Here is a 20,175-nt window from a genome sequence, read left to right on the forward strand (position 1 = left end):
ACGCCGTCCGGGCAGGTCAGCCCGGGGTCACCAGACCGGATTCGTAGGCCAGCACCACCGCCTGCGCGCGGTCGCGCAGATTCAGTTTGGTGAAGACCTTCGACACGTGTGTCTTCACGGTTTGCTCGGCCACGAAAAGGCTTTCGGCGATCTCGGCATTGGACATGCCGCGCGCCACCAACTCCAGCACCTCGCGTTCGCGCGGGGTGAGCACTTCCAGCCGCGGTGCGGGCGCGCGCTTGGCCCGGCGGCGGGTCACGTCGGCGATGAGCCGGCGTGTCACCGTCGGCGCGAGCAGCGCGTCACCCGCGGCGACCACCCGGACCGCGCGCACCAGTTCCTCGGCGGGCGCGTCCTTGAGCAGGAACCCGCTGGCCCCGATGCCCAGCGCCTCGTACACGTAGTCGTCGATGTCGAAGGTCGTGAGCATGAGCACCCGCACGGGCGGTTCGAATCCCGCCGACAGGATGGCCCGCGCCGCGTCCAGCCCGTTCATCTCCGGCATGCGCACATCCATCAGCACCACGTCGGGGCGCAGCCGTTTCGCCTCGGCCACAGCGATTTTCCCGTCCGCCGCGTCCCCGACCACACTGATATCGGGTTGCGCCGCGAGCAGCGCCCCGAACCCCTGCCGCACCATCGCCTGGTCGTCGGCGATCAACACGGTTATCCCCACAGTCGCACCTCACGCACGCACCCGAGTTTGCCATGTCACGGGCGGGGTGGCTGCTACGAGCGCAACTTCGCACCCCGCCGGGTCTCAGGCACCGAGTTCGAACGCTCCCGCCGCGATCGGCACCGAGGCCAGCGGCAGCTCCGCGTGCACCTCGAATCCGCCGTCCGGACGCGGTACGGCCGTCAGAATTCCGCCGACCGCGGCCGCCCGGGCCTGCATCCCGGCGATACCGCTGCCCGCCGTGACCGAGTGCTCGCCGGGCCGCACCGCGACCGCACGGTCATTGGCGACCTGCAGGGTGAGCGCGGCCGCACAGGCGACGTGCACCCGGACCGCCGCGCCCGGCGCGTGCCGGGTGGCATTCGCCAAGGACTCCTGCACGATTCGATAGAGCGCCAGCCCCGTCGTATCCGGTACCGCGTCGAGACTTCCGTCCACGGTCCAGGTGATGGGTACCCCGGCTCGCAGCGCGCCCTCGAGCAGGCCAGGCACGTCCGCGGCCGACGGCTGCGGGGCGTGCTCGGGCAGCTGACCGTCGCTGCGCAGCACACCCAGCATGCCGCGAATCTCGTTGAGCGCGGCCCGCGCTCCCGTCCCGATGGACTCGAATTCGGCGCGGGCGTCGGCCGAGAGCCCGTCGATCCGATAGGGCGCGGTCTGCGCCTGCACCACCACCATCGACATGTGGTGGGCCACCACATCGTGCAGATCGCGGGCGATGCGAGCCTTCTCTTCGAGGATGGCGCGCCGCGCACGCTCCAGCTCGGTCTCCTCCTCCGATTTCAGCAGCGCCTGCCGCGACACCACGACCCACCGGATGAGCAGCCCGAACACCACCAGCCCGGTGATGGCCAGCGGCCAACCGAACCCGGCCTCGGCGAAACTGTCGCCGGTCTTGGCCATGGTGGTGGCGAACAACAGTGAGGTCGCGACCCACACCACCCCGACCATCCGGATGGGCGCGCGCACCGCCACCGCGAAGACCAGCGCGAACAGCGCCAGGATGTGCACCACCTGGAACGGGATGGTGTTGCCCGGCTGATTGGGCACGGCCAGCGCGATCAGCAGCGCCGACCCGGCCGAAACCGCCCACCCCAGTAAGGGATTCACGCGTAGTAGCACGATCGGGAACGCCGCGAACCCGGCGATGAACGGGGCGGCCGCCGCCGGCACCTTGTGGGTGAGGTGCAGCGTCGGCCACGCCACCGCGATGAAGGTGATCGCGAGCACCATCGTGAACCCGTCGAACACCTGCCGCGCTCGGGCGGTGCGGGCCTGCACAGACTTCTTTCCGACCATGCCCTCGACGGTAGAGACTCGGTGGGGCCACCACGTCATACCGGTGAGTGATCTAGTACCCCCTACCCCGGTACGACATCGTCCCGCTTCTCCCCCGGCTCGCCTGCCCCGGAACCGTCCCGCAGACTGACGCCCTGGTCGAGACCCGATTCCTAGCTTTTGAGTCATGAGAGCGTTCCCGAATTCCCGCAGGACTTCGCCCCGTTCCACCCTGCCGATGCCGACTGCCGAGCCCGCCGTGTCCACTCCCTCGACCACCCGCCCCGCTGAGCGTCGGGGTGGGCTGCGCCGCGCCGCCGCGCTGGCGGCCGCCGCAGCCGTGGCCTGCTCGGCGGGCATCGCCTTCGCTCCGAGTTCGAGTGCTGCGATCGCGGAGCCCGCCACGCCGGAGAACGCGGCCGCCCGCGTCGCGATCCTGCAATCGGTTGCCGCGCACCCGGATCCCACGCTCATCCCCGAGGATTTCGTCACCTTCGCCGGATATCGCCCGGTGGTGGAGGGCGGCATGCTCATCAACCCCAAGGGCGACTGCTCCTCCCCCGTCCCCCTGCCCGCCGAATTCGATCTGGCCTGCGATGCCCACGATCTCGGCTACGACCTGCTGCGCTACGCCGCCTCGACCGGCCAGCCCCTGGGCCCCTGGGCCCGCCAGACCGCCGACGCAGGCCTGGAACGCCGCATGCACGCCGCCTGCGAAACCCGCGCCAACCCGCTCTCCCGCTCCGAATGCCACGTCATGGCCGGCATCGCCGCCACCGCCGTAGACCTCAACTCGGTCCGCCAGGACTACGGCAACCCGATCTACGAACCCTTCTTCGAACACGACGGCACCCTGCCCTCCCCCGCCACCCTGTCGCTCGCGGGCATCGGCCTCGCCGTCGGATTGGCCACCGCGACGACGGTTCTCGTGCGCCGCAACCGCTCCCGGCGCGCAGCATCCGGCACCTCACGTCCCGGCGGCTCCTACGAGGGGCCCTTCGACCCGGCGGTCGCGCTGTGACTCGCGTGGACGAGACCCAAACTCGTCATCCCGGCGCGCCTTTGGCCGGGATCCATACCGGCCGCCCAACACCGGTGCATGTGGATTCCGGCCAAGAGCACGCCGGAATGACGGAGCGAGGCCACGCCGGGGTGATGACGGGGCGAGGCCACGCCGGCACGGCGCACGGTGTCGCCGGAGAGCGGGGTGGGTCGCGAATGCGGTTCGGGTGGGTCATATTCCGCGTACCCCGGGTGGGGACCAGCGTGGCTGTCGCGGGTGGGACGATGATCTCGCTGGCGCCGGGGTTGTTGCCGCGGACGCCGTCGGCGCAAGCGATTTTGACGGCGGTGGTGGTGTTGATCGCGCTCGGGGTGGCGGCGCTGATTCGAATGGTGCTGCGGTGGACTCGGTTCGGGGCCACGCAGGTCTCACGTGCCCGGGTACCGGTTTTGATCATCACGTTGGGACTTGTCGGGGCCTCGATGAGTTATGCCGAGCATTGGCAGAACAAGCTGCGTGCCGCCATGGGGGTCGGTGGGATAGGACCGTTGTATTGGGCGCAGTGGCTGGCGTGGACTGTGCCGCTGGTCGTTCTGGTGCTGGCCGTCGTCGGCGGAGTGCGCTGGGTGGTACGGCGTTTGGGCCGGGTGCGCAGTGTGGCGGCGGGTGCCGCCCTCCTGATCGCGCTGCAGTTGGTGATCGTCCCGACGGCGGTCGAGTGGCGTCGGTCGGCGTATGCGGCGGCGAACTCGTATGTGGATCCGGAACTGGTGCAGCCGGATTCACCGTCGCGGTCGGGGAGTCCCGTGTCGATGGCGAGTTGGCCGTCGCTGGGTGCGCAGGGGCGGCGGTTCGTGGCGGGCACTCCGGCGCGGACCGTGCGGGTGTATGTCGGGCTCAATTCCGCGCCCGATCTGGATTCGCGGGTGGCGCTGGCGATCCGGGAGTTGGAGCGGACCGGCGGATTGCAGCGCCACAATCTGGTGGTGACGGTGCCGACCGGTTCGGGCTGGATCGACAGTGATGCCGCCAAGGGGCTGGATGCGCGCTTCGCCGGTGATGTGGCGCTGGTCGGCCTGCAGTATTCGGATGCCCCGAGCTGGGTCACCTTCCTGTTCGGGCGCAATGCCGCCGAGGAGTCGGCGCGGACGCTGTTCCGGGCCGTGGAGCAACGGATTTCGTTGCTGCCGGATCCGCCGAAGCTCTACATCTACGGTCAGAGCCTGGGCGCGCTGGGCGGCAGTTCGGTGTTCACCGATGCCGCCGATCAGGATCGCCGCGTCTGTGGCGCGCTGTGGGCGGGTCCGCCGGCCGGGCAGGTGCATCACGGCCGTGCGACGGTGCTGGCGAATGCTTCGGATCCGGTGGTGCGCTGGTCGCCGTCACTGCTGTGGCGTGCACCGGATCTCACCGGCACCCGCCCGGATGCCCCGGTCCCGCAGTGGCTTCCGGTGATCAGTTTCCTGCAGACCACGGCCGACCTGCTGGGTGCGCTCGACGCGCCGCCCGGTCACGGTCACCGCTACGGCACCGACCAGGGCACGGTGCTGCCGGGCTGCTGAGCGGCGGAACGGAATTCGCGGGTGAAGTCGGCGGCGAGCCGTTCGATGGCGGCCGCCGCGTCGAGGCGAGAGCGCCAGGCCGGCGGGATGGCGTGCACGCCGAGCCGCGCGCCCAGCAGCGCACCGCAGACCGCGCCGGTGGAGTCGCTGTCCCCGGAGTGATTGACCGACAGCAGGACTCCGTTGCGGAAGATCTGTTCCGGTGTGCCACCGGCATTCTCGGCGCACACCGCCGCGCAGACCCCGATGGCCAGCGCCTCCGAGCCGATGACGCCGGTACCGAGGGGTTCCAGCAGTCCGGGCAACGGCATGGGCCGTCCCCGGAAGGCGACCGCGTCCGCCAGTCCGACGGCCTGATCGAGCGCGTAGGTGGTCTCCTCATGATCGCGGTGCCGAATCAGTTGCGCCCGCGCGTGTTCCACCGCCGTCCGGATATCCATGCCCCGCCCCAGCCCGTGCACCATGGCCGCGAGCGCGCCCGCGGGCAGCCACGCGCCGGGATTGCCGTGCGTGAGTGCCGCGGCGTCACAGGCCAGTTCGAACGAAAAGTCGGGCGACGGCGTGAATCCCAGTGGCGCGGAACGCACCACGGCCGCGCACCCCTTGGAGTCGTTGATGGGATGCTCCCGCGTGCCCAGCGGCACCCCGGGCCGCTGCCGGGCCGCCACCCGCCGCATGGCCGAGATCGTGGTCTGCGTGGGTCCGCGATTGGTCATCAGTTCCGGGTATCCGGTCAGCCCGCTCTGCAGCGGGACCGGCTGTTCGGGCACCGCCTGCCCCTGGCCGCGCAGCCACACCAGCAGGTTCTCCTGGATCAGCCCGACGGTGGCGGCGGTCCCGCGTTCCCGAATCCGCGCGCCGCGGATGAGCGCCTCCATGGTGAACAGCGCCAGCTGGGTCTCGTCGGAGATGCGGCCCTTGTAGCCGTTGCCCTCCCCGGTCACCCCGGCGATCCCGTAGCGCTGCTGGATGTTCGGCAGCAGCATGGTCTCGATGGGCGCGCCGAGCGCGTCGCCGATCGCCCCGCCGTAGAGGCAGCCGAGCACGGTGTCCTCGCGCGGCGCCCACCCGGTGGCGGTGCCGCGTGGACGCCGTACCAGCGACACCGGTTCGGCCACCGTCTCCCACGCGGCCTGCGCGAATTCGAAGCAGGTCTCGTAGCGGTCGCGCGGATCCTTGGCCAGTGCCCGGTGCAGCACCGCGTCCAGTTCCGCCGGCAGTTCGGGCCGTAGCACGCTGACGTCGGGCGCCGGGGACTGCAGATGCCCGAGCATGACGGTGGCGATATTGGGCGCGTCGAACGGGCCGCGCCCGGTGAGCAACCGGAACAGGGTGCATGCCAGCGAATATTGGTCCGAGCGCGGACCCATGGGCGCGGAGGTCAGCTGTTCCGGGGAGGCGTAGGCGAGGGTCGCGTTGAGCATGCCGGTGCGGGTCAGGTGCGCGGTGTCGTCGAGCACCCGCGCGATGCCGAAGTCGCTGAGCAACGCCCGTTCGGTGAATCCGGTGCCGATGCCGCCGGAACGCGACAGCAGGATATTGGCGGGCTTCACATCCCGGTGCAGGACGCCGCGCCCATGCGCGTAATCCAGTGCGGCCGCGGTCTGCACGATGATCTCCAGCGCGCGTTCGGGCGCGAGATCGTAGGGATCCACCGAGGCCCCGTCGACCCCGTCGACGTACTGCATGGCGATCCACAGCTGCTGATCCTCATCACCCCGGTCGTACACGGTGATGATGTTGGGATGGTCGAGCTGGGCGATGACATCGGCCTCCCGCTCGAACCGCATGCGGGTCTCGGTCTCCCCGAACATCTCCCGGTGCAGCAGTTTGAGCGCGATCAGTCGCGGGAGCCGAGGGTGGCGGGCCGCATAGACCGAACCCATTCCGCCACGGCCCACTTCGCGCTCGATCACGTAGCCAGCGAAGACCTCGCCGCGTCGCAACATCCCCAAGAAAACCCTTCACACACGACGAACGAGAGCCAGCCTACCGGTCTGGACCGACGCGCCGCAGTCGTTGCCGGATCGCTGGGAAGTCGACCGCCCAGAACCGGACAGGTCGGGCGGACAGCATTCGGCCCCCGCCGGTGGGTTCCGACGGGGGCCGAATTGGCTTGCGGGATGCCGCGATCAGGCGGCGTCCACTTCGGCTCAGGCGATCGGGCCGCGGGCTGCCTCGTAGGCCGCGCCGACGCGGTAGAGGCGGTCGTCGGCGAGGGCGGGGGCCATGATCTGCAGGCCGACCGGGAGGCCGTCGTCGGCGGACAGGCCGGACGGGACCGACATGGCGCAGTGCCCGGCCAGGTTGGTGGGCAGCGTGCAGAGGTCCGAGAGGTACATGGCCAGCGGGTCGTTGACCTTCTCGCCGAGCTTCCACGGGGTGAACGGGCTGGTCGGGGAGACCAGCACGTCGACGGTCTCGTAGGCCTTGTCGAAGTCCTGCGCGATCAGGTTGCGGACCTTGTTGGCCTGACCGTAGTAGGCGTCGTAGTAGCCGGAGGAGAGGGCGTAGGTGCCGATCATGATGCGGCGCTTGACCTCCGGGCCCAGCCCGGCCTCACGGGTCAGCGACATGACCTGCTCGGCGGAATGCGAGCCGTCGTCACCGACGCGCAGGCCGTAACGCATGGCGTCGAAGCGTGCCAGGTTCGAGGACACCTCGGACGGCAGGATCAGGTAGTAGGCGGGCAGCGCGTACTCGAAGTGCGGGCACGACACCTCGATCACTTCCGCACCCAGATCCTTGAGCTGCGCGACCGCGGCATCGAAGGAGGCGAGCACGCCGGGCTGGTAGGAGTCGGAGTGAAGTTCCTTCACCACACCGACTTTCACACCCTTCAGATCACCCTTCGCGCCCTCGCGGGCGGCGGCGACCACCGGCGGCACCGGCACATTCCGCGAGGTCGAGTCGCGCGGGTCGTACCCGGCGATGACCTCGTGCAGCAGCGCGGTGTCCAGCACGGTACGACCACACGGGCCACCCTGATCCAGCGAGGACGCGCAGGCGACCAGGCCGTAGCGCGAGACCGTGCCGTAGGTGGGCTTGGTGCCGACGGTCGCGGTGACCGCGGCGGGCTGGCGGATCGAGCCACCGGTGTCGGTGCCGATGGCCAGCGGTGCCTGGTAGGAGGCGAGCGCGGCGGCCGAGCCACCACCGGAACCGCCCGGAATCCGGTCGGTATCCCAGGGATTGCGGGTCGGCCCGTACGCCGAGTTCTCGGTCGACGAACCCATGGCGAACTCGTCCATGTTCGTCTTGCCCAGGATCGGGATACCGGCCGCGCGCAGCTTGCTGGTCAGCGTCGCGTCGTACGGCGACACCCAGCCCTCGAGCATCTTCGACCCGCAGGTGGTCGGCATGTCGGTGGTGGTGAAAACGTCCTTGAGCGCCAAGGGAACACCGGCCAGCGGCGAGGCGACGGTGCCGCCCGCGACCTGCCGGTCGACCTCGGCGGCGGTCACCAGCGCCTGTTCACCGGCGACATGCAGGAAGGCGTTGATCTCCCCGTCGACTTCGGCGATGCGCTGAATGTGCGCCTCGGTCACCTCGACCGCGGACACGGCACGCGAGTGGATCTTGTCCGCGAGATCGGCCGCGGACAGCTTCGTCAGGTCTGTCATGCGCCCTCTCCCAGAATCTGCGGAACCATGAACCGCTGCTCATCGACCGCGGGAGCCATGGCCAGCGCCTGCTCCGGGGTGAGGCAGGGCGCCACCACGTCCGGGCGGGTGACGTTGGTCTCCGGATTCGGGGATGCGGTGGCGGGCACGTCCGCGGCGGCGACCTCGGAAATCTGTGCGACGTGGGTCAGGATGGAATCCAGCTGACCGGCGTACAGATCGAGTTCGTCGTCCGTCAAAGCGAGCCGGGACAGCCGGGCGAGGTGAGCGACCTCGTCCCTGGAGATGGCGGGCACCGCGGGACCCCTTTCGGCATGGTTCGAGCTTGGGTAATGGCCATCCGACAGCCTAGTGGGTGTCCGCGGGTCACCGGTCGCAGGTGTGCGCGAGACCTGGCAACATCAATGTGTAACCGATGGGTAAGTGGCCCGCCTCACACGAAACCTTCGATTCGATAACCGGGTCTCGAGGGTGTAAGTATTGCGGGACTCGGGTACCCGTCCGAAAGTTTCACTGGCAAAAGAAAGAAAGGAAGGCACGTGTCCTACCTGCTTCGCGTGCAACTTCCCGATCGCCCAGGAAGTCTCGGATCGCTCGCCCTCGCGCTGGGTTCGGTCGGCGCGGACATTCTCTCGCTGGACGTCGTCGAACGCGGCGACGGCTTCGCGATCGATGACATCGTCGTGGAGGTGCCCTCGGGCGCGCTGCCCGACACCCTGATCACGGCCGCCGAATCACTGCACGATGTGCAGGTCGATTCGCTACGGCCGTACTCCGGGATCTTGGACACGCACCGGGAACTCGAGCTGATCGATCAAGTCGCCAATGCGCGCGACGATCGGCTGCAGGTCCTCGTCGACGGCGCACCCCGGGTACTGCGGGTCGGCTGGTCGACCGTGATCGACATGGGCCCGCAGGGTGCCTACCGCGTGGTGGGTTCGCAGAGCGCGCCCTCCACCCAGGCCGCGTCCGCGCCGTGGATGCCGCTGGAGAAGCCGACCGTCCTCGACGGCGACGGCGACTGGGTGCCGCAGCTGTGGAAGGACATGGACACCAAGCTGGCCGCCGCGCCGCTGGGCAATACCGGCAAGGTGCTGCTGCTGGGCCGTCCCGGCGGGCCGGATTTCCGGCCCTCGGAGGTGGCGCGACTGGGCTATCTGGCCGGCATCATCGCCACCGTCCTGGGCTGAGTTTCGTTCTGCCCCTTACTTGTTCGCCTGCTTGTTGAGGGCGTCCAGGAACTGTAGAGCCCCGATGCCGCCGAGCGGTCCGGCGATGAAGATATTGCCGATCACCGCTCCGATGGCTCCGAGGGCCGCACCCGTCACCAGGCACCCGCCGAGGAAGCCGGGGATCGCGAGCGCACCGATCGTCATGGTGCCCGCGGCCGCGCCCAGCACGATCCCGCCTGCGACGCAGCCAATGGTCGCGCCGACGACGGTGCCGATCAGGGTGCCGAGGGTGACGCCGAGCCCGGCCATGGTGGAGAAGTTCATGACCGCGGTATTGAAGTCCGGGGACTGCCAGTCGAGGGCGATGTCGTGCAGTGCGGCGTCGGTCAGCGCGGCCGGGATGGCGGGTGCGGCGTCGTGGATCTCGACCGCCCGCGCCGGATCGGTGACGGGGGTCAGGGTCGCCGCGGTGCCGTGAATCTCGGCGGCGATCGGCCAGGCCTTGCCGTCCCGCTGATAGGTCAGCGGAATACCGTCCAGCACTTGCCCGTTCGCGTCACGGACCGAGAAGCGGCCATCGGTGGCTGTGAGCGTCCCGCCATCGGTGCTGACGTGCACGGCACCGTTCACTACCTCGGCGGTGAAGTGCAGGCCGGACGGCTGCGGTGCCGGATTCGGTTGCACCGGTTCGGCGTTGGCGGTGGCGGCGGTTGCCAGAGCCACGGCGGATAGCGCGGCGACGACGGCCGCGTTCGAGGTACGCATGGGGACTTGCCTCTCATCAGGTTGGTGCGAAGGGCCTTCGGAGTCAGGGGCCGAAGGCGAATCAGGCGACGGACGTGGCGTCCGGCGCGGGCAGGAATCCGGTCCGAAGAAAGAACCGGATGCCCGCGTCGACGGCGTGCGCGTCGAGGTGTGGCGTGGCGATATTCGCGCCGCGCAGACCGCGTTCGGTGTGAGTGCGGTCGAATCGGATCGGCCCCCGGGGTATGGGAGGCCGGGCCTGCAGCAGGGCACGGCACTGCTCGCCGTCCCCGCCCAGCCGCGGCAGCAGATCGATCCAGGTCGGCTCGGGCACCGAGGTCAACCGGTAACCGAGCACGTGGAGCCTCTCGAGAACTGTTGCGAGAGACGTGGGTTCAGGCGCGACGTGGTGGTACACGCCGGTCGCGCCGGTGTGCAGCAGGTGGGCCACGGCGTCGGCCACATGGTCCACGGGCACCAGATTCACCGGCGCGGCATCCTCGGGCACGACACCCAGGGCAACCATGGCGCGCACCATGGTCCAGAAAGCGTCGCGGTCATTGCCCGCACCGGTACGGGAGTGCCCGCTGATCCGGCCCGGCCGATGCACGGCGACGGGCAGGCCGAGTTCACCCGCGGCGAGCACGAGCCCCTCAGCCACCCATTTGGCCTGAATATAGCCATTGGCAAGGACTTTCGTGGCGTCCGCGCGATGCCCCTCCAGGATCGGATCGGGATTGATGTCGGCCGCCACGGCGGTGTCGCAGGCGGAGATGTAGTGCACCGGAATTGCGTGATGCGCCACCGCCAGCCGCAGGACCTCACGGGTGCCGTCCACAATGCCGGACCGCAATCGGGCATAGGGCGTCAGATGATGCACCGGCGCACCGTTGTGCACGATGACATCCACCGATTCCGCGAGCGCTCGGTAGGCGTCCGCCCCGAGCCCGAGCGCAGGTCGCGTCAGATCCCCCGCGACCACGCCGACGCGATCCCAAGACACCTCGATTCCATACCGCCGCAGGCTCTCTCGCAACCGGCCGACCGCATCGCGATCACTATCGGCGGCACTGCGACCGTCCCCACCGGGTCGAACCAGACAAGTCACCCGGGTGCCGGGCAGCCGCAGCAGGCTGTCGAGCAGAAAGGCGCCGAGGAATCCGGTTGCGCCGGTGAGCAATATCCGCGCACCGGACGCCGGTGTCCCGATGTCCGAGGGCTGCGCCGCGATACATAGGCGCTGCGCCGCGATATGTGCGGGCGGTGCCGCGACGCCCAGAGCAACGATCCGGAGCGGCGTGTTCGCGGGTCGAACATCGGTGCCCGGCACCTGGAAATCCGGATCGAGTCGGGCATCCGCGGCGAGGTCCGGAACCGGCCTCGGACATGGCCCCTCGGCAGCCATTTCGGCAGCCAGCTCTGCCACGGTGGCGGTTTCGAAGATGGTGCGCACCTCGACCGGCGCGGCCAGTTCGTCGCGGATGCGCGTGGCCAGGCGGGCGGCGGTGACGGAATCGCCTCCCAGCGCGAAGAAATCGTCGTCCACGCCGATCGCGGGGACGCCGAGCACCTCGGCGAACAAGGCGCACAGGCTGTGTTCCCGCTCCCCTCGCGGGGGCCGGAAAGGTTCCGCCACCGCGGGTCTCGGCAGGGCCGCGCGATCGAGCTTGCCGGTCACCGTCACCGGCATTCGATCGAGGACGATGTACGCGGCCGGGATCTGATAGCGCGGCACCCGGTCGAGCAGATGCCGTCGCAACTCCGCCGAACGCGGCGGCACGCCCCCGGTCACCACGTACCCGATCAGCCGATCGTCCACCACCGCACAGGCCGCGGAGGTCACACCGGGATGGGTGGCGAGCGCCGCCTCGATAGCGGCCGGTTCGATCCGCACCCCGGCCAGATTCACCTGATCGTCGGTGCGGCCGAGATATTCGAGACGGCCGTCGAGCAGCCGACGCACCCGGTCCCCGGTGCGGTAACACCGCGTGCCCGAGCCCGCCGGATCGGCGATGAAGCGCGCGGCAGTCTGCCCGTGGCGCCGGTGATATCCGAGCGCGAGCGACTCCCCCGCCAGATACAACTCCCCCGGCGTCCCCGGCGGAACCGGCCGCAACCGGGAATCCAGTACCTGACAGCGAACTCCCGAAACAGCCTCGCCGATAACCGGTTCCGCGCTGTCCTTCACCCGCGCCCAGGTGGCGTCGACGGTGGCTTCACTCGGCCCATACAGGTTGTAGACGGCCATCTCCGGCACAGCCCGCAGCGCCTTCCACAACGCCGGACCCACCGCTTCGCCACCGAGCGCGAGCACGGCGGGCCGATGCGCCCCGGGCGCGAGCAGGCCTGCCGCAACCAGTTGCTCCGCCGAAGTCGGTGTGACATCCAGGAAGTCGATCCGATGGCGCGCGACATATTCCACCAGCAGCTCCGGCCGCCCCCGCACCTCGCTCGAAACCACGTGCAGCTCATGGCCGTTCAACAGCCACAGCAGCCCCTCCCACGAGGTGTCGAAGCACAGCGAGGCGGTGAGTGCCGCCCGCTTGGGCTCAGCCGGATCGGCGATCAGCGTCCGCCGGTGACTCTCCGCGAGATTCACCATCGCGCGATGAGTGATCAACGCACCCTTCGGCTTTCCGGTGGTACCGGAGGTGTAGGTCAGGCACAGCGGCGTGTCCGCGTAGACGGTGGGCAGGTTCGCGTGGGCATCGGCCGGACCTTCCCGGTGGTGCACACCGCACTCGATCGGCTCGTCGGCCGCGATCAGGGTGGCGCGCAGCCGCTCCGGGAGCCGCTGCGCGAGATCGCCCGCCGAAACCACGACTGCCGCCCCGCTGTCGGCGTGCAGAAATTCCAGATGCTCGTCCGGATGGTCCGGATCCGCCGCCACATACGCGGCTCCCGACGCCAGGGTGGCGAACAGCGCCACGATCGCATCGACGGTGCGCGGCATGACCAGCAGCACGACCGAACCTGGTCCGACGCCTCGCGCGTTCAGGCTCCCGGCCAGTGCCTCTACTCGGCGTCCCAGCTCCGCGAACTCGATCCGGCGCTCGGCGTCGACCACAGCGATCCGCTCCGGCATTTCGCGCACCCGCGCTCGCAGCATCCCGATGACAGTTCCCCCATTCGAGTCCTCCACCGTCTCGGCCGCACGGGCACCCATGGCGGTCGGCAACCACCGGTCGGCCGGAACAGCCACCAACCCCGGTCCCGGTGGCCGGGTATCCCTCGCCGGGGTCGACTCGTTCGCCTTCTCGGCTCCCGGCTCAGCGGCAGATCCGGCCTCGCGGTCGCGCCAGGCATTGAGAAGTGCGTGGTCGGCGGTGTCGATGAGATCGAGTTCCACGATCGGTCGATCCGATTGGGAAAGAAGAACCTTCAGAAAGTGGGGTAGGCGGCGGGCGTGAGCTTCGAGTTCGGCGGGGGTGTAGAGGGCGGGGTTGGCGTCGAGGATGAGGCGGATGCCGGAGGCGCCGTAGTCGTAGAAGCGGAAGGCGATGTCTTCCTCGACGCCTGCGGCGACGTTGCGGACCGTGCCGGGGGCGTCGCCGAAGCGGAGGCCGAAGTCGAAGGGCATGACGTTGACCGACGGGCCGGAGATTCGGCGGTCGACGTTGGCGCTCAGGCGGTTTCGCAGGAGGTCGCCGTAGCGGTAGCGGTGGTGAGGGCGGCTGGTGCGTAGGTGGTCGCGGACCTGGGTGGTCACGGTGGTGAAGGTGGTGGCGGGGGTGAAGGTGGTCCAGCAGTGGATAGCGTTGACGGTCATGGTGGGGACGCGCAGGGCGGGGGTGCCGATGCGCATCATGACCGGGAGGACCAGGTTGATCTGGTCCGCGCCGGTGAGGCGGTGCAGGTAGGCCGCGACCCCGGCGATGAGCGCCTCGGCGGAGGTGGCGGTGTCCAGGCCGCGCAGAGTGGTTGCCAATTCCGGTGTGAGGTCGGTGATTACGCGCGTCATGCGCGGGGACAGCGGCGCGGTGCGGTTCGCCGCGCCCACAGGTTCCGGGCGGTCGCGCTCGTAGGCGGCCCAGAATTCCGCTGCGCGCGTGTACTCCTCGGACAGCCGGTCGCGGTGATCGTGTTCGGCCACCTCCTCGAGAGAGCCGAAATTGACCGGCGGCGGGACGGTTCCGACCGCCAGCGCGGTGTAGGTTTGCGCCACCCGGCGGGCGACCAGGACCAGCCCGTATCCGTCGAGGACGATGTGGTGCACGCGGTGGTACCAGAGCACGGTGTCGTCGCCGATGCGCAGCACGGCGTGCGCGAAGAGTCGGTCGGCGTAGACGCACCGGTCGGTGGCCATGTCCGCGGCCATCCAATCCTGCGCGGCCACAAGGGGATCCGGCCGGTCGCGGAGGTCGGCGACGTGGATCGGGCAGTCGACCGGCTCGGGTTCCTGGCGGGGCCCGTCGGCGGTGTCTCGGATGCGCAGGTGCAGGGCCGGTGTCTCGGCGACGGTGGATCGGATGGCGGCGGCCAGCAGGTCCTCGCGGACCGATCCACGGATCTCGACATACTCGCCGATGTTCAGCATCGCGGTGGAGGCGAGTTGCTGTTGCTGCTGCCAGATCTCGTATTGCGAGGCGGTCAGCCGCATCAGCCCTCCACTGCGGGACGCGGCGTGCCGGACAGCAGCCGCCACCAGCCGTCGAGGGTGGGCTGTTCGAGCAGGTCCATGAAGCCGATCTCGCAGCCCGCAGCACGCCAGCGCTCGACCAGCGTCAGCACCCGCACCGAGTCGAGGCCCGCGGCGAACAGGTCCGTGTCGAGAGCCAGTTCGCCGGCCTCGAGGAACAGCTCGTCGGCAATATCGGCGCGCACGCGGTCGAAGGTAATCGGCAGGGACACAGGGTGATTCGCTCTCTCAGTGGTCGGTCCGGTCGCGCAGTTCGCGGCGCAGGATCTTGCCGCTGGGGTTGCGCGGAATGCGGTCGGCGAATTCGAAGCGGACGGGAATCTTGAAGGCGGCCAGCCGGTCTCGGCAGAACTCGAAGAGGTCGCGGGCGGTGGCGGTAGCCTCGGGCCGCAGGGCGACGACGGCGTGCACGCGCTCACCGAACCGTTCGTCGGGGCGGCCGATCACGGCGGCATCGGCGACGGCCGGATGCGCGGCCAGGACGTTCTCGATCTCGGCGGGATAGATGTTCTCCCCCGCCACGATGATCAGGTCCTTGATGCGGTCGCACAGGAACAGGTAGCCGTCCGCATCGAGATAGCCGGCGTCGCCGGTGTGAATCCAGCCGTCGCGCAGGGTGTCCGCGGTGGCTTCCGGATTGCGCCAGTACTCGAGCATGCGGCCCGGTGTCCGCAGCCGAATCTCGCCGACCTCGCCGGTGGGCAGCGGCGTCCCGTGCGCGTCCACGATTTCCACGCCGAAACCCGGGTAGGACCGTCCGGCGGCGCGCAGCAGCGGACTGCCCGGCCGGTGCGCGTCCGGCGGCAGGCAGATCGCGGTGTTGCCGGTCTCGGTGAGCCCGTAGATCTGCGCGAATTCGCAGCCGAGCCGTTCGATCGCGGTGTGCAGCAGGGCTTCCGGAATGGGTGAGCCGCCGTAGACGACCTTGCGTACACCCGCCAGGGCGTCCCGCTCGGCAGCGGGCTCGTCGAGCATGAGCCGCAGCATCGACGGCACCACGCACACCGTGGTCACCCCGAATTGAGCCACCAGCCGCACGGCCGCACCGCTGTCGAAGCGCGGCATGGCCACCATGGTGACGCCCGCCGCGAAACCCTGGGTGGCCCACCAGAGTCCGCCGACGTGGAAGCCCGGAATGCCGATCAGCCCGACATCGCCGGCCTGCCAGTCGATCCAGTCCAGGACCGCGTCGGCGAGCGCGTCGCGCACGGCGAAGAAGCTGCGATGCGCGAGCACCACACCCTTGGGCAGTCCGGTAGTGCCGCTGGTGTAGAGCTGCACCACCGCGTCATCGGGGCAGACCGCGCGTTCGGACGCGGTGGCGGCGTGGATTTCGTACCAGTCCGGCAGGTCCTCGGTGCTCACCACGAGAATGTCCAGCTCGCCCAGCGCTTCTCGCAGCGCCCGGTCGACCAGCAGCAGCGATGTCCCGGAATCTCCGAGGATGTAGGCGATTTCGGGTGCTGTCAGTCGGAAGTTGATCGGTACCAGCACCATTCCCGCACGGGCACACCCCAGCAGGGTCGCGTAGTAGTCGACGGATTCCAGCCCTAGATACGCCACTCGCGCACCGGGTTCCAGCCCCGCCGCCACCAGCGCGGCGGCGATCCGGTCGGCCGTCCGATCCAGCTCCCCGTAGCCGAGGGCGCGCGCACCGCAGATCACGGCGGTCGCGGCCGGATCCGGATGGTGGCGGGCCAGCTCCGCGAGGGTGGCGGGCCGGGTGCCGATCATGCGGCGCTCGCGGTGTCCACGACCACGACCCGGATCTTGCCGTCGCACGCGCCGCCGTGCTCGTCGCGGAATCCGTAGCTGGTCTCCAGCGCGATCCGTTCGTCCGTGTCCGGGCCGGGCCGGTAGCGGGTGGCCCGGTCGATGACGAACTCGCCGGTGAACGAGCTGGAGTCGATGGCGCGGCGGAAGATGTTGCGGGACTCCGCGATCAGCACGTCGGGCAGATAGCGGCGCAGGAATTCCGGCATGGTCCAGTCGGCCAGCACCGGTCCGGTGCGGTGGCGGACCATGGTGGCCATGGTCTGGTAGAGCAGCTGGTTGTAGCAGATGCCGACCTCGACGGCATTGAGGTGCCCGGTGTCGTCGATGTAGCAGGGTTCGGGGATCGAGAACGTGCCCGTGCCGACGATCCGGTCTCCATCGACGGTGACCGTCAGCGACTTCAGGTACCGGCAGTGTGGCTTGTAGCAGCGCAGCACCACCGCCAGTTCGTCGGCTCCGGCTTCGAAAACCGCTGTCGTGAGCGTCATCTCAGGCCTCCAGGGCATCGTGCACGGTGACCCGCCAGGACACGGTGGGTGCGGGGGTGTCGGTGTGCACGGCGCGGTGCACGAGGCTGCGGTTGTCCCAGACCAGGACGTCACCGGCTTCGAAGGTCTGCAGGTGCACCGGGACCGCGCCGGGTAGGTCGTCGAGTTGCCCTGTCGCGGCGAGCAATTCGCGCAGCAGCTCCGGCTGCGAGCCGCCGTCCGGCCCCTGAACGGATTCGGTGAAGCCCTCACTCAGATACAGCACCCGCTCCCCCGTGTGCGGATGCTCGTACACGGTCGGCATGGTCACCGGCGGCGTCTTGGCGTCGATCTCGGCCAGCAGCTCACACACCGGGCGGAAGACATCGCCGGGCCGGATCTTGAAGTAGCGCCGCACCGTATGAGTCGCCGTGGTGTCCTCGACCGCCTGACGCAACCGTGGCGCGAGCGCCTCGTACGCCTTGGCCATATCGATGAACAGGGTGCCGCGATCCCGGTCGGGCACCACCCGCGGACTGGTGAGGGTGAGGTCGAACGGCCGCGGCATGAACTGATAGTCCGAATGCCAGAACCGCCCGGTCTTCGGGACGCCGACGCGCTGCCCGCCCTCGACCACATTGGAGGACACGAATACCTCGCGGTGCTCCGGATGATGGTAGGCGGGCTCGTAGTACGCCTCCGGCGTGCCCAACGTGCGGCCGAGCGCGAGGAATCCGGCGACATCGAGGTCCAGCCCGCGCAGCAGCACGATCTTGTCCCGATAGACCGTCTTGCGCAGCAGTTGCACGTCCTCGGCTCGGTCCGGGTCGAAATCCTCGGCTACCAAGCCCATCCCGGGCTGCGGTGTCAATCTCACGGGTTCCTCCGATCTCGGGTGCGGCCAACGGGAGGGGTCGGGGTATCGGTACGCCCGGTTCCCCGGCGACGCGGGTTTGTGATTTGTTCGACAGCCGGGAACCGGGGCGTGCCGAAATCCGACGGCTGTGGTGTGTTCTCCGCAATCCGCGCGACGCCGCGCCCCGCTCCCGGACCCCGTCCCCGCCGCCTCGGCACCGCGTTCGTGCTGGCCGGAACCCTGCTGGCCGGTGCGCTGTCGGGCTGTGGGACCGCGACGAAGGACTCCGCGCCGGTCGATCATTCGCAGGCTCCCCTGACCGCCGCCAAGACCACCTACCCGCTGACTCTCGACAACTGTGGCCGCAGCCTCACTTTCGACCAACCGCCCAGTCGGGTGCTGCTCACCAACGGCGCCTCGGTCGCCGAGGCCGAAAGCTTCATCACCCTGGGACTGCAGGACCGCGTCGTGGCCAACAGCCAGTCCTACGGCATCTCCGATCAGCCCGGCATGGCCGACGCGGTAGCGGCGCTCCCGACCGGCGGGCTCACCCTCAACGAGAACAGCGCGGTCCCGCGCGAACAGATCCTGGCGCGCAAACCGGATCTGGTGGTGTCCACCTGGTACGGCGAATTCGACGACAAGATCGGGTCGATCGGCCGGGACGCGCTGGCGGCGGCCGGGATCCAGGGCTTCGTCGATCCGGCCAACTGCGCGCTCGGCAACCCGAACGCCACCGCCGCGGACAAGGATCGGGCCAAGGGGCAGACCGTCGACGCCTCCTTCGACCTACTGCTCACGCTGGGCCGGATCTTCGACGTCCAGCAGCGGGCCGTGGATTACGTGAAGCAGCAACGGGATCGGATCGCGGCGATCCAGCAGCGGGTCGCGGGTCAGTCGCGCCCGAACGTGCTGCTGGTCTACCCCGGCATGGCCGCGATGAACTCCAACGGGCTGCCCGCAGTCTTCGGCGGCGGCATCTACGACGATGTGATCAACCGGGCGGGCGGGCGAAACCCCTTCGGCGGCAAAAGTTCCGAAGAGCTCGCCGACGTGAACGCGGAGGCGCTGGCCGCGAGCCCGGTGGACCTGGTGGTTATCGGCCGATACCGCGCCGACGAGGACGCGGCGAAGATGGCCGACGAGCTGTTCGCGAAGTTCCCGCAGTGGGCGGCATCGAAGAACAAGAAGTACATTTCGCTCTCCGACAGCCCGTACATCGGGCCGCTCAATGCCATTGCCATCGAGAAGATAGCCGATGCGCTCCATCCGCGCAGCTGAGCGCCGGGCCGGGCCGCCTCCGACATCCAGCGGTCCGCATCCGGTGTCCCGCAGGGCTTTCGGACCGCTGCTCGCCGCGCTGTGTGCCGGGCTGGTGGTCGCGATCGTGGCGGCCGTCGCCCTGGGCACCGTCAGCGTCTCGCCCTCGGATGTGGTGCGGGTGCTGGCCGCCCACCTGTTCGGCGGCATACCCGCCGATCCGCTCACCGATCAGATCGTGTGGAGTTTCCGTGCGCCCCGCGTGCTGCTGGCCGCCGTCGCGGGCGCCGGGCTGAGCCTGGCAGGACTGTGCCTGCAGAACCTGGTCCGCAATCCGCTGGCCGACCCCTACCTGTTCGGCGTCACCTCGGGTGCGTCGCTGGGCGCGGTACTCGCCATGACCACGACGGCGCTGGCGGCCACCGGATTCGGGGTCACCGGCAGCGCTTTCGCGGGTGCGCTGCTGAGCCTGGCGCTGGTGTTCGCACTGGCGCAACGCGGCGGGCGATTGCTCGGCGCGGACCTGCTGCTGGCTGCCATCGCAGTGTCGTACCTGGGCACGGCGGCGACGAGCTATTTGCAACTGCGCGCCAAACCCGCCGAACTGCGCGGTGTGATGTTCTGGCTGTTGGGTTCCCTCACCGGGGCAAGCTGGTCGAGTCTGCTCGCCCCGGCGGTCGCGGTGGCCGCCGCGCTACTGGTGTTGCCCGCACTCGCGCGCGGCATGAACGCGCTGGCCCTCGGCGACGACACCGCCGCCGGTCTGGGCATCAACCCCAACCGCCTGCGCATCTGGCTGCTGGTGATCTCCGCCCTGCTCACCGCGACCGTAGTGGCCGCTGCGGGCGGCATCGGCTTCGTGGGCCTGATCGTCCCGAACGCGGCCCGGCTGCTGGTCGGCCCGGATCACCGCAGGGCCCTGCCGGTTTCACTGCTCTTCGGCGCGATCTTCCTCGTCCTGGTGGACCTGGCTGCGCGAACCGTGGACCGCCCCAACGAGATTCCGATCGGCATCCTGACGGCGGCCCTGGGCGCGCCCGCCTTTTTGGTACTGCTGCGACGTGGAAGGAGCAGCGCACGATGAAAAATGCGCAGCGCCCCGAGAGAATGCGCGGGATC

Annotated in this window: 16 protein-coding genes; 5 read left to right on the forward strand and 11 right to left on the reverse strand. The window is 69.4% G+C overall.

Going from position 1 to position 20,175, the window contains the following annotated elements; translation table 11 throughout:
* Positions 1 to 16: 16 nt before the first annotated feature.
* Both ACFXHA_RS37450 and ACFXHA_RS37455 read right to left on the reverse strand, forming a co-directional pair.
* Entirely contained in the window at positions 17 to 676 is a 660-nt protein-coding gene (locus ACFXHA_RS37450) for a response regulator (RefSeq protein ID WP_379364755.1), read from the reverse strand.
* Positions 677 to 760: 84 nt separating this feature from the next.
* Positions 761 to 1,975 carry a sensor histidine kinase gene (locus ACFXHA_RS37455; RefSeq protein ID WP_379364757.1) on the reverse strand — a complete coding sequence of 405 codons (1,215 nt, stop codon included), beginning with the start codon at positions 1,973 to 1,975 and terminating at the stop codon, positions 761 to 763.
* Between the two features lie 166 nt (positions 1,976 to 2,141).
* Between ACFXHA_RS37455 and ACFXHA_RS37460 the strand changes: the two genes are divergently transcribed.
* Positions 2,142 to 2,975: a hypothetical protein gene (locus ACFXHA_RS37460; protein WP_379364758.1), complete on the forward strand. Its 834-nt coding sequence runs from the start codon at positions 2,142 to 2,144 to the stop codon at positions 2,973 to 2,975.
* A gap of 266 nt (positions 2,976 to 3,241) precedes the next feature.
* Entirely contained in the window at positions 3,242 to 4,519 is a 1,278-nt protein-coding gene (locus ACFXHA_RS37465; RefSeq protein WP_379364760.1) for an alpha/beta-hydrolase family protein, read from the forward strand.
* Here the strand turns inward: ACFXHA_RS37465 and ACFXHA_RS37470 are convergent.
* The 3 genes from ACFXHA_RS37470 to gatC form a co-directional block, all read right to left on the reverse strand.
* Entirely contained in the window at positions 4,480 to 6,468 is a 1,989-nt protein-coding gene (locus ACFXHA_RS37470; RefSeq protein ID WP_379364762.1) for an ADP-ribosylglycohydrolase family protein, read from the reverse strand. The two genes, ACFXHA_RS37465 and ACFXHA_RS37470, sit on opposite strands and share 40 nt — an antisense overlap.
* Before the next feature lie 204 nt (positions 6,469 to 6,672).
* The gene (gene gatA, locus ACFXHA_RS37475) at positions 6,673 to 8,142 is read right to left on the reverse strand and encodes an Asp-tRNA(Asn)/Glu-tRNA(Gln) amidotransferase subunit GatA (protein WP_379364764.1); all 1,470 of its coding nucleotides are present in this window, start codon (positions 8,140 to 8,142) and stop codon (positions 6,673 to 6,675) included.
* Complete coding sequence (gene gatC / locus ACFXHA_RS37480; protein WP_379364766.1) at positions 8,139 to 8,438, reverse strand: Asp-tRNA(Asn)/Glu-tRNA(Gln) amidotransferase subunit GatC; 300 nt, start codon at positions 8,436 to 8,438, stop codon at positions 8,139 to 8,141. The genes gatA and gatC overlap by 4 nt, the downstream gene beginning before the upstream one ends.
* 243 nt (positions 8,439 to 8,681) lie before the next feature.
* On the opposite strand from gatC, the gene ACFXHA_RS37485 reads away from it, so the two are divergent.
* Positions 8,682 to 9,332 (forward strand): amino acid-binding protein, encoded by a 651-nt coding sequence (locus ACFXHA_RS37485; RefSeq protein ID WP_379364768.1) that lies wholly within the window; start codon positions 8,682 to 8,684, stop codon positions 9,330 to 9,332.
* A 15-nt stretch (positions 9,333 to 9,347) separates the two neighbouring features.
* Here ACFXHA_RS37485 and ACFXHA_RS37490 read toward each other — a convergent pair whose 3' ends face one another.
* The 6 genes from ACFXHA_RS37490 to ACFXHA_RS37515 all read right to left on the reverse strand — a co-directional run bounded on the left by ACFXHA_RS37490 (position 9,348) and on the right by ACFXHA_RS37515 (position 17,817).
* Complete coding sequence (locus tag ACFXHA_RS37490; RefSeq protein WP_379364770.1) at positions 9,348 to 10,079, reverse strand: hypothetical protein; 732 nt, start codon at positions 10,077 to 10,079, stop codon at positions 9,348 to 9,350.
* Between the two features lie 61 nt (positions 10,080 to 10,140).
* Positions 10,141 to 14,658: an amino acid adenylation domain-containing protein gene (locus tag ACFXHA_RS37495; protein WP_379364772.1), complete on the reverse strand. Its 4,518-nt coding sequence runs from the start codon at positions 14,656 to 14,658 to the stop codon at positions 10,141 to 10,143.
* Positions 14,658 to 14,909, reverse strand: coding sequence for a phosphopantetheine-binding protein (locus ACFXHA_RS37500; protein WP_379364774.1), 252 nt, complete (start codon positions 14,907 to 14,909; stop codon positions 14,658 to 14,660). Before ACFXHA_RS37500 ends, ACFXHA_RS37495 begins: the two co-directional genes overlap by 1 nt.
* 16 nt (positions 14,910 to 14,925) lie before the next feature.
* Complete coding sequence (locus ACFXHA_RS37505) at positions 14,926 to 16,431, reverse strand: long-chain-fatty-acid--CoA ligase (RefSeq protein ID WP_379364776.1); 1,506 nt, start codon at positions 16,429 to 16,431, stop codon at positions 14,926 to 14,928.
* Positions 16,428 to 16,961 (reverse strand): FcoT family thioesterase, encoded by a 534-nt coding sequence (locus tag ACFXHA_RS37510; protein ID WP_379364778.1) that lies wholly within the window; start codon positions 16,959 to 16,961, stop codon positions 16,428 to 16,430. Before ACFXHA_RS37510 ends, ACFXHA_RS37505 begins: the two co-directional genes overlap by 4 nt.
* A gap of 1 nt (position 16,962) precedes the next feature.
* Positions 16,963 to 17,817, reverse strand: a complete 855-nt coding sequence (locus ACFXHA_RS37515) for a TauD/TfdA dioxygenase family protein (RefSeq protein ID WP_379364780.1) — start codon at positions 17,815 to 17,817, stop codon at positions 16,963 to 16,965.
* Positions 17,818 to 17,925: 108 nt separating this feature from the next.
* Here ACFXHA_RS37515 and ACFXHA_RS37520 point away from each other — a divergent pair, with 108 nt between their 5' ends.
* Together ACFXHA_RS37520 and ACFXHA_RS37525 are read left to right on the forward strand one after the other, a co-directional pair.
* Complete coding sequence (locus tag ACFXHA_RS37520) at positions 17,926 to 19,077, forward strand: ABC transporter substrate-binding protein (RefSeq protein WP_379364782.1); 1,152 nt, start codon at positions 17,926 to 17,928, stop codon at positions 19,075 to 19,077.
* The gene (locus tag ACFXHA_RS37525; RefSeq protein WP_379364784.1) at positions 19,055 to 20,140 is read left to right on the forward strand and encodes a FecCD family ABC transporter permease; all 1,086 of its coding nucleotides are present in this window, start codon (positions 19,055 to 19,057) and stop codon (positions 20,138 to 20,140) included. The genes ACFXHA_RS37520 and ACFXHA_RS37525 overlap by 23 nt, the downstream gene beginning before the upstream one ends.
* Positions 20,141 to 20,175 lie beyond the last annotated feature (35 nt).

The organism is Nocardia sp. NPDC059240 (assembly GCF_042753865.1).
Classification (GTDB): Bacteria; Actinomycetota; Actinomycetes; order Mycobacteriales; family Mycobacteriaceae; genus Nocardia.

Excerpts from the sequence above, each read along its gene's own strand:
- ACFXHA_RS37455 (WP_379364757.1), bottom strand. The coding sequence starts at position 1,975 with ATGGTCGGAAAGAAGTCTGTGCAGGCCCGCACCGCCCGAGCGCGGCAG.
- ACFXHA_RS37460 (WP_379364758.1), top strand. The coding sequence starts at position 2,142 with ATGAGAGCGTTCCCGAATTCCCGCAGGACTTCGCCCCGTTCCACCCTG.
- ACFXHA_RS37465 (WP_379364760.1), top strand. The coding sequence starts at position 3,242 with ATGATCTCGCTGGCGCCGGGGTTGTTGCCGCGGACGCCGTCGGCGCAA.
- ACFXHA_RS37470 (WP_379364762.1), bottom strand. The coding sequence starts at position 6,468 with ATGTTGCGACGCGGCGAGGTCTTCGCTGGCTACGTGATCGAGCGCGAA.
- gatA (WP_379364764.1), bottom strand. The coding sequence starts at position 8,142 with ATGACAGACCTGACGAAGCTGTCCGCGGCCGATCTCGCGGACAAGATC.
- ACFXHA_RS37490 (WP_379364770.1), bottom strand. The coding sequence starts at position 10,079 with ATGCGTACCTCGAACGCGGCCGTCGTCGCCGCGCTATCCGCCGTGGCT.
- ACFXHA_RS37495 (WP_379364772.1), bottom strand. The coding sequence starts at position 14,658 with ATGCGGCTGACCGCCTCGCAATACGAGATCTGGCAGCAGCAACAGCAA.
- ACFXHA_RS37505 (WP_379364776.1), bottom strand. The coding sequence starts at position 16,431 with ATGATCGGCACCCGGCCCGCCACCCTCGCGGAGCTGGCCCGCCACCAT.
- ACFXHA_RS37510 (WP_379364778.1), bottom strand. The coding sequence starts at position 16,961 with ATGACGCTCACGACAGCGGTTTTCGAAGCCGGAGCCGACGAACTGGCG.
- ACFXHA_RS37525 (WP_379364784.1), top strand. The coding sequence starts at position 19,055 with ATGCGCTCCATCCGCGCAGCTGAGCGCCGGGCCGGGCCGCCTCCGACA.